13 protein-coding genes are annotated in these 12,673 nt (G+C 43.8%); 4 read left to right on the forward strand and 9 right to left on the reverse strand.

Going from position 1 to position 12,673, the window contains the following annotated elements; genetic code table 11:
• Window positions 1-30 precede the first annotated feature (30 nt).
• From ACFQV5_RS07350 to ACFQV5_RS07365, 4 genes are all read right to left on the reverse strand, one after another.
• On the reverse strand, window positions 31-939 hold the full coding sequence (locus ACFQV5_RS07350; RefSeq protein WP_379245169.1) for a carbohydrate ABC transporter permease: 909 nt from the start codon (window positions 937-939) through the stop codon (window positions 31-33).
• A gap of 17 nt (window positions 940-956) precedes the next feature.
• Window positions 957-1,880 (reverse strand): ABC transporter permease, encoded by a 924-nt coding sequence (locus ACFQV5_RS07355; protein WP_379245680.1) that lies wholly within the window; start codon window positions 1,878-1,880, stop codon window positions 957-959.
• Between the two features lie 399 nt (window positions 1,881-2,279).
• Window positions 2,280-2,723, reverse strand: a complete 444-nt coding sequence (locus ACFQV5_RS07360) for a hypothetical protein (protein ID WP_379245171.1) — start codon at window positions 2,721-2,723, stop codon at window positions 2,280-2,282.
• 48 nt (window positions 2,724-2,771) lie between these two features.
• Window positions 2,772-3,671, reverse strand: a complete 900-nt coding sequence (locus ACFQV5_RS07365) for a LysR family transcriptional regulator (RefSeq protein ID WP_379245682.1) — start codon at window positions 3,669-3,671, stop codon at window positions 2,772-2,774.
• Between the two features lie 149 nt (window positions 3,672-3,820).
• On the opposite strand from ACFQV5_RS07365, the gene ACFQV5_RS07370 reads away from it, so the two are divergent.
• Window positions 3,821-4,867, forward strand: a complete 1,047-nt coding sequence (locus ACFQV5_RS07370; protein ID WP_379245173.1) for a YeiH family protein — start codon at window positions 3,821-3,823, stop codon at window positions 4,865-4,867.
• Between the two features lie 60 nt (window positions 4,868-4,927).
• Here the strand turns inward: ACFQV5_RS07370 and ACFQV5_RS07375 are convergent, their stop codons facing one another.
• A complete protein-coding gene (locus ACFQV5_RS07375) occupies window positions 4,928-5,659 on the reverse strand; it encodes a Na-translocating system protein MpsC family protein (RefSeq protein WP_379245175.1) in 732 nt (243 codons plus the stop codon).
• Between the two features lie 588 nt (window positions 5,660-6,247).
• Here ACFQV5_RS07375 and ACFQV5_RS07380 point away from each other — a divergent pair.
• Entirely contained in the window at window positions 6,248-7,726 is a 1,479-nt protein-coding gene (locus ACFQV5_RS07380) for an alpha-amylase (RefSeq protein ID WP_379245177.1), read from the forward strand.
• Between the two features lie 12 nt (window positions 7,727-7,738).
• On the opposite strand, the gene ACFQV5_RS07385 is transcribed toward ACFQV5_RS07380, so the two are convergent.
• Together ACFQV5_RS07385 and ACFQV5_RS07390 are read right to left on the reverse strand one after the other, a co-directional pair.
• Window positions 7,739-8,641 (reverse strand): ABC transporter permease subunit, encoded by a 903-nt coding sequence (locus ACFQV5_RS07385; protein WP_379245179.1) that lies wholly within the window; start codon window positions 8,639-8,641, stop codon window positions 7,739-7,741.
• 12 nt (window positions 8,642-8,653) lie between these two features.
• Window positions 8,654-9,562, reverse strand: coding sequence for an ABC transporter permease subunit (locus ACFQV5_RS07390; RefSeq protein ID WP_379245181.1), 909 nt, complete (start codon window positions 9,560-9,562; stop codon window positions 8,654-8,656).
• A gap of 166 nt (window positions 9,563-9,728) precedes the next feature.
• Between ACFQV5_RS07390 and ACFQV5_RS07395 the strand changes: the two genes are divergently transcribed.
• Both ACFQV5_RS07395 and ACFQV5_RS07400 read left to right on the forward strand, forming a co-directional pair.
• On the forward strand, window positions 9,729-9,908 hold the full coding sequence (locus ACFQV5_RS07395) for a CsbD family protein (protein WP_379245183.1): 180 nt from the start codon (window positions 9,729-9,731) through the stop codon (window positions 9,906-9,908).
• A 366-nt stretch (window positions 9,909-10,274) separates the two neighbouring features.
• Complete coding sequence (locus ACFQV5_RS07400; protein ID WP_379245185.1) at window positions 10,275-10,757, forward strand: glutathione peroxidase; 483 nt, start codon at window positions 10,275-10,277, stop codon at window positions 10,755-10,757.
• Between the two features lie 39 nt (window positions 10,758-10,796).
• On the opposite strand, the gene ACFQV5_RS07405 is transcribed toward ACFQV5_RS07400, so the two are convergent.
• Together ACFQV5_RS07405 and ACFQV5_RS07410 are read right to left on the reverse strand one after the other, a co-directional pair.
• On the reverse strand, window positions 10,797-11,528 hold the full coding sequence (locus ACFQV5_RS07405; RefSeq protein ID WP_379245187.1) for an HAD family hydrolase: 732 nt from the start codon (window positions 11,526-11,528) through the stop codon (window positions 10,797-10,799).
• A 180-nt stretch (window positions 11,529-11,708) separates the two neighbouring features.
• Entirely contained in the window at window positions 11,709-12,641 is a 933-nt protein-coding gene (locus ACFQV5_RS07410; RefSeq protein WP_379245189.1) for a dihydrodipicolinate synthase family protein, read from the reverse strand.
• Window positions 12,642-12,673: the final 32 nt, after the last annotated feature.

The raw sequence follows: 12,673 nt of genomic DNA on the forward strand, positions 1-12,673 counted from the left end.
GGTGTTTGATTTTTTTGATTTATGACACGATCAGCCCTTTACAGAACCAATCATAACACCCTGTACAAAATAGCGCTGAAGGAATGGATAAATGGCGATGATTGGAACTGTTGCCACGATAATAACCGCATATTTGACGAGTGCGGCAATTTCCGCCTTGCTGTTCATCGCTGCAGCCGTCGAAGCGTCGATTGCTCCGCCACCCTGTGCAGACATCTCTTGAAGAACGAGAATTTGGCGCAACACCAGCTGTAATGGATATTTCGCAGAATCATTCAAATAAATGAGAGCAGAGAAGTAGCTATTCCAGTTACCTACACCATAGAACAACGCCATAACTGCGATGATCGGCATGGAGAGCGGCAGAATGATTTTGACGAACAGTCTCATATTCGTACAGCCATCAATCTGAGCTGCCTCCTGTAACTCTTTCGGAATCGAGCTTTGGAAGAAGGTACGAGATACGATAATGTTCCAAATCGATGCAGCCGATGGAATGACAATAGCCCACATGGTATCGATCATGCCAAGCTGCTTAACAAGAAGGTAGGAAGGCACAAGCCCACCGCCAAAGAACATCGTTACCATGAACATACCCATAAAGAAGTTACGTCCTATGAAATCCTTACGGCTAAGAGCATATGCCGCCGGAAGCGTTACCAAGAGATTAATCGTTGTTCCGACTACCGTGTAAAGAATGGTATTGCCGTATCCGATCCAAATGCTAGTGTTCTCGAAGACTCTCTTGTATCCATCGAAAGTAATCCCTTTTGGAAAGAGCCACATCTCACCGGAGCCGACAAGCTTCGGATCGCTGATCGATGCGCTAACCATATACACCAAAGGATAGAACACAATGAGAAACGCAAGAAATACGTAAATGTAATTGCATATCAGAAATATTTTGTCTCGTCTGGTTTCCTTAACACCTGTTAGCATTCATATCTTCCTCCTCTCTACCACAAACTGTTTTCGCTCGTACGACGGACGATCTGATTCACAACAACCAGCATAATCGCATTGATTACAGAGTTAAATAATCCAATCGCTGTCGAGAAGCTGTACTGGGCATCCACTAGACCTGAGCGATATACAAACGTTGAAATGACGTCTGATGCGCCCATGTTGAGCGGATTCTGAAGCAGTAAGATCTTCTCAAAACCGACACCGAGCAGACTACCTACATTCAGAATCAATAGAATGGTCATCGTCGGAATAAGTGTTGGGATGTTAATATGACGCAAACGCTGGAAGCGCGAGGCTCCGTCAATCACCGCTGCCTCATGAAGTCCTGGATCTACGCCGGAAAGCGCTGCCAAATAAATGATAGTTCCCCAACCTGCGCTTTGCCACACACCTGAGAATACGTACATCGTCTTGAACCATCTTGGATCTGTCAAAAAGTCAGGAGCAGTAAAGCCGAGTCCTTCAATAATATTAACGATCATGCCTGTCGATGGAGAAAGGAAGGTAATGATCATCCCCGCCATAACAACGACAGATATAAAGTGAGGTGCATAAGTGACTGTCTGGGCCAACTTCTTAAAGAATCCGTTTCTTATTTCGTTGAACGCCAGTGCCAAAATAATGGGAATCGGGAATCCGACAGCCAGCTCATATAAGCTGATACTCAGTGTGTTCCATAACAGATCCCAAAAATAGTAGGATTCAAAGAATCGCGTAAAGTGATCGAAGCCGACCCAAGGGCTACCTGTAATCCCCAGTGTTGGAATGAAGTTTTTAAACGCAATTTGAATACCGTACATCGGTCCATACGCGAAAATTAGGAAATAAAAAAATGCAGGTGCTATGAAAATGTACAACTCCCAGTTCTGAAGCATTCTCTTCCATACACTTTTATTTCTCTTGCCGAGCCTCATTCCCGGTCCGCTGCTTGCAACCGCAGTTTTTGCTTCTCGCATAGGATCACCCCTTCCTGATGATTTGGTTATAATAGTTGTTTAATCTTTTGGTTGTTATCACTGCAAGTTGTGGGTGATAACGCTTACAAACTTACGATAGCCGACTTGTACGAACATCGTAAATATGTCATTTTGTGTGTCGGGAAAAAGCCCGTGGTAGCAAGGTTTTCAGCCATTTGACACTCCCCATGACAACTAGACAATGTGTTAAATTTGACCCGTTAATATCTTGATAATCAAATTTAGACAACAAAAAAGACATCTCCACATTAGGAGATGTCTTAGTAGTCAAATTCATAAAAATCTAATATTGGATAAAACCGTGGTTATATTTTGCCGCTGATTTCTATTGTCTACTCATACGCTCGTGCTGTGACGCTTTGCCCTCTTCAATCTCTTCCCAATCCACCTTAACAACTCTTGAAATACCCAAAAAATCAGAGCCCCCATCATAAATGGATACTTGTAGGTATTCCAGCCTCCAACTCCAGTAAATAAAGAAAATAACCATCCAACCGCAACACTTGCCAGCATATAAGAAATGGGCTTCATGATTAGGGCTACGCCCTTAGGAGCCTCATAAAAAAGTCGATTAATAACCAGATCATTCAGCAATGATATGGGTATTCCAATAAGCATGTAGATAGGAAAAATAATAATCCAACCTACAAAAAACAGTCTAAACAACGAAATATAGCTAATTCCACTCTCCCTCGCACCGATCGGTGTATAATCCAAATACGCTGCGATCAGACATATGAACACCGAGGAGAGAAGTGCGGCCAACCATTTCGACATCATCAAAAACACACCTCCACCTTTAATAACACGGTAAGAGGGTAAGATGTTTCATACATAACTCGTTGGAAATGCTTTATTTAACCTTAGTATTTCCACAAAAATCTCGGCAGCCCTCGTATGATAAGGTGTGGCTTGTGTCATTAGCGAAAAATGTCTGCGTACCTGTTCACTCCCTGGTTTCAGCATAAGCAGTGTACCCAGTGAAATTTCCTTCCTCACAGCCCAGTGAGATAAAAGCGTCACTCCAAGTCCCGCTTCTACAGATTCTTTAATCAACTGCGTACTCCCAAACTCCACTTTATGCTTCGGCTGAAAATTGTTTCTCGTAAAAAGCTGCTCTGTCACATTCCTTGTACCTGATCCGCTTTCCCGTACGATCCACGTTTCTTCACTAAGCTCAGACAGGCTGATTTCATTCTTTCCAGCATAACGATCTTCATTTGGAACAATAATAAACAGGTCATCTTCTGCAAAAGCTTCGATGTAAAGCTTATCATGTTGGTATTCTCCTTCAACAATCCCAATATCAGCCTGATGGTTCACAATCATCTCGGCGACCTCCGTTGTATTCCCAATACTGATTCTAGGCTTGATTAATGGATACTCATCTCTTAAATGAGCCAGTAAATGGGGAAGAACATACTCTCCAAAGGTGTAACTCGCGCTGATCGAGAGATCGCCGCTTGCCCGGTGCAGGAGATCATCTACCAAGGTATGCATTCGGGTATACTTGCCCAGGATATCTTTGGCATGGTGAAATACAATTTCTCCTGCTTGATTAAGACGAACGTATTTGTTGGTTCTTTCCAGCAATTTCGCTCCCATTGTTCGTTCTAATGCCTGTATGTACTGACTAACGGCTGGCTGGGTCATCTTAAGCTCTTCTGCTGCCCGAGTAAAATTTCCTTTTTCCACAACAGTTACAAATACTTCTAACGTCAGATCCATCATCAAACTCCTTTTTTTCGGCATCCTAATACCATCAGGTTATCATAACTGTTTACTTATGATAACCATTATAATGATTTATTTCTTTTATTTTCAAAATTGAGCTAAGATGGCTTTAGGCCAACCGAACATATCGGAGGTTAACATCAATGAAGAAGACAGATAATCAAACTTTTGTACATCAAACACAAACAAAGGCCCATTCGGAAAAGAAAGCCACGATTCTTTCTTGGGTAGGCGGAATTGCCTTTACGTTCTTGATCGCTCTGATGGGCTACGGACTATCTTTAGTCCCTAAGCTGAGTGTGCTGGGACAGCTGGCATGGGCCATTCTGATTGCTGCATTGTTCCGTCAGATATGGGGATATCCTGAAGTACTGCGTGCCGGCATTCAGTTCACAGCTAAAAAGCTGCTCCGACTGGCTATTATTTTATACGGATTAAAGCTCAATATCGCCATTGTATTCAGCCAGGGCCTGGGCTTGATGGTTCGCGATGTTGTAGTCATCATATTCGCTATTCTGGTAACGATGTTGCTGGCAAAATGGCTCAAAGCGGACAGTTCCCTGTCGCTTCTACTCGGAATCGGGACAGGTGTGTGCGGTGCGGCAGCGATTGCAGCTGTATCACCAATTCTGAAAGCAAAAGACGAGGATACCGCACTCGGAGCAGGAATCATTGCTTTTATCGGCACCGTGTTTGCCGTCAGCTATACGCTCCTTCAGCCGATTCTTCCACTTTCAAACGAACAGTACGGTATTTGGTCCGGCATCAGCTTACATGAGCTTGCCCATGTTGCCTTGGCAGCAGCGCCTGCTGGGGAGGACGCACTAGCAGTCAGCCTACTAGCAAAACTTGGACGGGTATTTCTACTCATCCCGTTAAGTTTGATCCTAATGTACTGGATGCGCCGTACCGGAAGAATCGAAAAAGGGGCTAAGGTGGAATTCCCATGGTTTCTGCTCGGTTTTATCGCGCTCAGTATCATAGGCAGCGTTGAACTAGGCGGTCAGCCTATTATCCCAACCGGCTTAAAGGACGGTATTGCAAGTTCTGCATCCTTCATCCTCGCCATGGCAATGGTCGGTCTCGGACTCAATATCCATATTAAATCGCTTCGTAAAGCATGGCGCCCACTGCTTGCAATGACCATTACCTCGGTGCTTCTTGCAGTGCTTTCATTCTGGATGGCCTAATTCTTATTTATTACAGATAAAGAAGAGCAGAGTTCCCCACTCCGGGTCTCTGCTCTTCTGCTATGATTTTGTCGTTTTAGGATTTCCTGTAACGATCACAATGATACTCTTGTCTAATTCGTAGTTCCAGTCCACAAAAACATCTAAAACTGGTCTATTCAAAATCAGTTCAAATCCTTCACAGTTGCACAATAAATTCTTATCCAGATTCCGCTTCACTTCCTTCAGAAGCTCTCCGTGCCCCAGTCTTATAAATTCCTTTTCAATCGGCACCAAAATTCCTTCCCGCACAAACAACAGTATACGGTTATTCATCTCGCATGAATATAACTGCTCTGGCGGTTTTTGTGCCTGCTGACTAATTAAAAGAACCGCGCGCTCCAGCTCCTCTTTACCATAGTAATCTTCACGAAGCTCCAACTCTTGGTCAAGATAATCAGGGCAAATAATTGTAATCATGCCAGATTGGTTATGAAGGGCCCAATCATAGTATATTTCCGAGGGCTTCACCCCCGTTAATTGATGAATGTATCCGATTATCTCTGGGTTGACCATCTGCATCAGCTTATCGCGCATTTGATTAATAATCATGACATGCTCCTGCTGCAATAAGATCCGTTCAGAGGAGGCTAGAAAATTTCTTAGATAGATCGTAATATAACGCCCGCCAATGGAAACAAGTACTGACTCCGGTCCTTTGCCAAAATGCTCTCTCAAGAGCTTTCCTGTATAACTCGCAATGAGTTGTTGAAATTGATGTACGGTATGATTCATGGAATATGACTCGTTCATTGCTTACTCCTTATCTTCTTAAGGTATTACCATTCATGGGATAATGAACGAATACTCCGCCCCCTCCTAACTAAAGCAATATTCTAATGTATGTAGCAGTCACTAAGAATTTATATTTAATGTAATATATTGTAAATAAAAAATGACCTAACCCTCCCCTTGCGAGAAAAGTTAGGCCATGAAAGTGACTTTTATTCTGATCCGAATAGATTCACCCATTTACCTGATTATATATTCATAATTACATTAAAGTTCGTATCCTGAGACACTAGACTGCAGATCATAAATTCTATGAAAAACCTAAAATCCAATAATTTCAATATTTCAAATCCGGAATCTATTATAGCACAGACATTAAGGCAAAAAAAGGACATAATATCTGAATTTCACCCCCGCCAAATGGACTGTCATTTTTATAAGTAAATTGGGCAAAATGATATATGTATGAGCCCCTATAAACCATAGGCGAGTTTAAGTATCTCTACTTCGTGGGTAACTAGAACTAGAGAAGAAAGCCTGAGCGATAGGCTGTTCGTTTCGGACTCTTTTTTTAGAGTCATAGATTCATAATATAGAGGAGATGGGTTCATGCAAAGAAATCATACCATCATGCAGTTTTTTGAGTGGCATATTAAGGCCGATCAATCACATTGGAACCGTCTTCGAGACGCTGCTCCTCAGTTGAAGCAGGCAGGGATTAACTCCGTCTGGATTCCTCCGGTAACGAAAGGACAATCTGCTGAAGATACCGGTTATGGAGTTTATGATCTATACGATCTCGGTGAATTTGATCAGAAAGGGACAATCCCTACGAAATATGGTACCAAACAAGAATTAGTAGATGCTATAGCGGCATGCAAAAAGAATGGAATCGCGGTGTATATCGACCTTGTCATGAATCATAAGGCTGGTGCGGACGAAACGGAACGCTTTCAAGTCGTTCAAGTGGACGAAATGGATCGAAACAAGGAGATATCCAAACCCTTTGAAATTGAAGGATGGACTAAATTCACATTCCCAGGGCGAGGCGATACATACTCAGCGTTCAAATGGAACTACAATCATTTTAACGGGACAGACTATGATGCAAGCCAGAACCGCACAGGTATATTCCGTATCATTGGTGAGAACAAATCGTGGAGTGAGAACGTAGATGATGAATTTGGCAACTACGACTACCTCATGTTCGCCAATATTGACTATAGCCATCCTGATGTCCGCCGGGAAATGACAGATTGGGGGAAATGGCTGATTGATACCCTGCAATGCAGCGGGTTTCGTCTTGATGCCATTAAACATATTAACCACGAATTCATTAAGGAATTTGCCACTGCCATGAAAAAAGAGCACGGCGAGTCCTTTTATATCATCGGTGAGTTCTGGAATCCTGAACTGGATGCATGCCGAAACTTCCTCGATACCGTTGATTACAAAATCGATCTATTTGATGTGTCCTTACATTACAAGCTTCACGCTGCCTCCAAGGCAGGAAATAGCTTTGACCTCCGGAAGATTTTTGACGATACACTCGTTCAATCTCATCCGTTGAACGCAGTCACATTCGTTGATAATCACGACTCACAGCCTCATGAATCCCTTGAATCCTGGATAGAAGATTGGTTTAAACAGAGTGCTTACGCCTTAATCCTCCTACGTAAAGATGGTTATCCGGTCGTTTTCTATGGCGATTATTATGGGATTGGTGGGGAAACACCTGTGCCAGGTAAACAAGCGGCTATCGATCCTCTGCTCTATGCTCGTTACCATAAGGCCTACGGTAAGCAGGATGACTATTTCGATCATCCCAACACCATTGGCTGGGTACGCTTAGGAGTTCCAGAAGTTGAACGTTCTGGCTGCGCCGTTGTCATATCCAATGGTAATGAAGGCAGCAAACGGATGAATGTTGGCAAAGAGCGTGCGGGTCAAGTATGGGTTGACCTTACCAATACACGAGAAGACCACGTCACCATTGGTGAGGATGGCTTTGCGATCTTCCCAGTGAACGGTGGAAGCGTGTCGGTATGGGCACTGCCCGAAGTTGATTTTATCAATGATGGTGAATGAGTCCGATATTCTCTACATCCTAGCACGGAGACGAAACTTGCGACGAAAACCTTCGCCAAGCAGATTAAAGGTTAGCATAGTAAACATCAATGCAAATGCCGGATAGAACACAAAGGCGAATTTCGCCCTGCGAATCTCAACTCGGTGATCGGCAATCAGTGTAGACCAGTTAAACTGGGTGTTCACAAACTGCCATGTGTAATAATCGGTTTCCACCCATTTTTGATCCAGAAAAATACTAAGTACCGCAAGCTGGCCGAGCAGGAGCGTCACCTTTCCGAGGTCTGTGCAGAAGCTGACGAGAAGCTCGGGCAGCATGCCCGGTACATAATATTTACGTAACATTCGTTTGGAGCTTAAACCCAGAGCAGTTCCAGCCTCCACATACAACTCCTTCGAAATTTGGCATGCCTTTGCCTGAACAGTGACGGCAACGCGTCCCGCTTCAACAACTGCCAAGATAACCAGAACCCAATACAGGCGATGGGTTGCGAATAGCAGGACAGGAAAGGCCATCAGCAGGATCGCGGAGAAGATCGGCGGTAGATACGAAAACACTTGATTCATCAGCGTAACAATAAAATGAGATATCCCCTTTTTCTTACGGGAAAGCAATCCCAGCGGAACACCAATCAAATACCGGATTACCCCAACGGTGATAATGATATAGATCGTCTCTTTTGCGCTTACGACAAGCTTACTCAAATTGTCTACGCCTTTTTTGTCACTGCCAAGAAGATTGTCCGGTGAAGGGCTGTATGCGGGAAGCACTAATTTTTCACCCACCCACCGGCTCGTTTCCTTCTCTAAATTCGGATCAATAAACGGCAGATACGGTCCGGCAAACATTATAAATACGAGAATAGCTAATAGCGACGTACCTATCCATAAAGGAATGTTCTTCTCTTTTTTCATCGCACACACCTCTTAAACCGGATCATAATATTTCCTCGCAGCATAACTAATCCACTGCACCAGCAGAACGAGCAGCATAAAGCAGAACGTAATCCCGATAATAATTCCTGGTTCATAGTTCCTACCTGTACCCTGGTATGTATTGTAATCCATAGCTAAATAGAGTCGCCATGCTGCCCCCGGATAATTCCGATAAAATTCGACCATGAGCAGATTGGATAATATGTATACAAGCAGAGTAGGCAGCTGGATCAGCAGCGTCCCCATACTTTTCCTAAGCATATGTTTGAATAAAATCATCCGATTCGTAAGTCCCTTTGCCTTGGCAAACAGAAGGTGCAGCTTTCCTTCCTGATCTTCAAGTGAGGCCGAAGTCAAATTGGCTATGAACACGATCGGATAAAGCGATACAAGAACAGCCGATAGGATCATGGACTGCCAACCGTCCACAGCAAAAAAACGAATAAAAGGTAAATGCTTAATAATAAAGAACTGAACAATCAAGAGAACAAAAAAGTCAGGCATGGAATGAAAGAGCCAGGTTGTCCATTTCCCCAAAATGTTGAATCGTGTCTTCGACAGCTTGTAATCGACAATGCCTTTCGATGTGCCGAAGATAAAACCTATTACAAGTGCTATTCCAATAACAGCAAGGCTATTGCCCATGGCTCTCGTCACAGCTTCCCCTGCAGTTTCGCTTGCGTACCGTGAGTAGCCGAGGCTATGATTAAGAAAAACATCCGCCAAAAATTGTTTGATATTCGCGACAAACCCTGCCATGCTCGTATCATAGCTGACAACAACTTTGTATCCCTCCAGAGTTAAATCGAGATGGCGTGGAAACAGCACGATCAGCATAACGACTACAAACGCCAGTAAGCTGATCCCCAGTGAACGAAGCATCTGTGTTCTCAGACGCATTTTTCGACCTCCTTGAATAACCCTATATTCCCTAATTATGGTTACACGATAAATAAATTAGAACACATTCCGGATAGTTCGTCCACACCAAGATACCCCCGATGTTTTGGGTTTTAGTGAAAAGGGTAATATTCTTATAACCTAAACGCGAAGGAGATGTTACAAAATGAGCAATCATAACGGACTCGGAGATAAAGTCAAAGGTGGCGTTTCCAAGGCTAAAGGTGAAGTGAAAGACCAAGTTGGTAATGCCACGAATAATCAATCACTTCAAGCTGAAGGTAAGGTCGATAAAGCCAAAGGTGAAGTTCAACAAAAGGTCGGCGAAGCTAAAGATAAGCACTAGCTGATAAACATACAAAATAAAAATAAACTACACCCCAACTGTTAGACGCGTCTTACTAATTGGGGTGTAGTTTTTATGTGAATATCATTTTCAAAAAATACTGAAGAGCGAATTTTTTGACGTCTGAATATGCACGAAATAGCGGAGGGGACGAAGCGTTTCCGGACAAGCGGCAGCGGTCGCCTTTGTGATCTAATTTCTACAATTAACTAAAACCAGTTCAGGAAATTAGAGCACAACAGCGATGGGAGGAATGATTCGTACCCGCAGCGTGCAAGATCTAAAGCAAATGCTTATATATGAAACCGGAAATGAGCAGATTTCGTATACACAACTATCACATTTATATAGAAGGAGCATTTGCCTATGTCTATTTATGATTTCGAGGTGGCGACGATTAGCGGTGATCGCCAAACGCTGGAGAATTACAAAGGTCAGGTTCTACTCATCGTCAATACGGCTACCAAATGCGGGTTTGCTCCACAGTTCGATGGTCTTGAAAAGCTGCATGAAACATACCGCGATAAAGGTCTAGCCGTACTCGGTTTCCCCAGCAGTCAGTTTATGAACCAAGAGCTCGCGGATAATGCAGATATAGCGGAGGCCTGTAAGCTGAATCATGGTGTCACCTTCCCCCTATTCTCCAAGATAGATGTCAATGGAGAAAGTGCACATCCATTATTCAAATACCTATCCTCTGAAGCCCCTGGTGCTCTAGGTACCAAACGAATCAAATGGAACTTCACTAAATTCCTCGTGGATCGTGACGGTAAAGTTGTCAAACGATTTGCACCGGCCGATACACCGGAAAAGATCGAAGCTCATATCAAAGCATTGCTAGAGAATTAACTTCGTCATTCATCGGATAATCTACCGGCTCTCACCAAGCTACAGCTGGGCTTTCAAGATTTGACCCAGCTCCTCGTAGCTTGCTGCCGTGAAATGCGGAGTGTGATCCGATTCTGGCTGAGTACCACGGTGGTTAAACCAGATGACATTCCAGCCCGCTCCCAAGGCGCCAATCACATCATTACGCCAAGAATCTCCGATATAAAAACTGTGCTCCGGGCTCGTTCCTGTGGCCTTATTTACATGAGCGAAAATACGTGTATCCGGCTTGTCCCAGCCCACGGCGCCAGATACGAATAGCCGGTCTTCTGGAATCATGTCGCCGAGTTTCATGGCGGCAATTTTGTTCATTTGATGCTCAAGCGGTCCATTGGTAATTAAACCAACGATATGACCATCCTCAGCTAGTTGTTGTATCAACTCACGTGCACCTTCAAACATATCAATGTCATATTGACAGCCAATATACACTGCTTGCATATGCTTCGCTTGTTCTGGACTTAGATCTATGCCGAATTCCAGTAATGTAAGCTGGAAACGTCGTCTTCTCATATCTTCCACAGCACTTTCGTATTCATCTGATCCTGCGCCGCCAAGCTCCAGAGACAGCATATCGCTGTAATACCGCATCCGGTGATAAGCTGCTTCATAAGGAAAGTGCTCGGGCGGATGGGCGATTTCCTTCACTGCACGGCGGAACGGTGTCAGATGATCGTACAATGTATCGTCCACATCAAAAAAAACAGCTTTTTTATGTCTATTCAAATGCATAAGTTTCCCTCTCTCTAATCGATATCTTCTCCTATCTTTCTATTGTACCTTTTCCTCGATATCAATGCTTCTATACGTTATGCTTAAGCACAAAAAAGACCGCCGTGACAATAACGGCAGCCTTCAATGTTGTAATATTTCTGTATATCCTTTAATAGAGCGTATTATTTTAACAATGACTTATGCCTTCAACGCCGATCCCGTAGCTTGCTCTGTATATTGGTCGATCTTATTTGCAAGCAGAGAGATACGATGCAAATCTCCCGTTTCTACGGGGAGCAAAGGTTTCCTTGCTTCGCCACAATCAACACCCTGCAGCCTCAAGATGGATTTGCAGGCACCGTAAAGGGAAGGGTAAGAAAGAAGTTCATTAATAATTTCATTAACCCTATACTGCCAAGCTCGCGCTTCTTCCATCTGTCCCTTTTGAAAACAATCCTCTATTTTAAGGAACAGCTCTGGCATTACTCCATAGGTACCACCAATACCTCCGTCGGCACCGATGCTACGTCCCGCAAGATACTGTTCATCCGGTCCATTAAGAACAAGGAAATGCTCGCCCCCAGCTTCTTTAAACTGCTGCAGTTCATAGGTACTCTCCGATGATATTTTAACACCGATGACTTTATCCTGTTTCGCCATTTTGGATAACAGCGACTTTGAGAGTTGAAACCCGGTCGTCTGCGGAATATGGTAAATAATAAACGGCAGCGATGTACTGTCAATCATAGCCTGCCAATGATTCTCTACACTATCTGGAGACAGTCTGTAGTATATTGACGGAACCGCAGAAATGGCATGCGCGCCGACCGATTCGGCATGCTTGGCCAGTTCAACACTCTCACGCGTCGAAGGGGCACCGACATGGGCTATGATCGTCAATTCCTCGCCGGCTGCTTCCATGACAGACTCAAGTACAAGCTTTCGTTCCTCTGTTGTTTGAAGCATCCCTTCCCCGCTGCTCCCACCTACATATAGACCTTTCACGCCTTTACGTATATAGTGGCGGACAAGTTGTTTAACGCCCTCCGGATGAATTTCTCCCTGCTCATCGTAACAAGCATACATCGCGACGATAATCCCTTTAAATGCTTCTAGATTGAATGTTGTCATGGTAGATCCCGTCCTTCTAATCTGAATTTTGT

The organism is Paenibacillus sp. GCM10028914 (assembly GCF_042666275.1).
Classification (GTDB): domain Bacteria; phylum Bacillota; class Bacilli; order Paenibacillales; family Paenibacillaceae; genus Paenibacillus_AQ.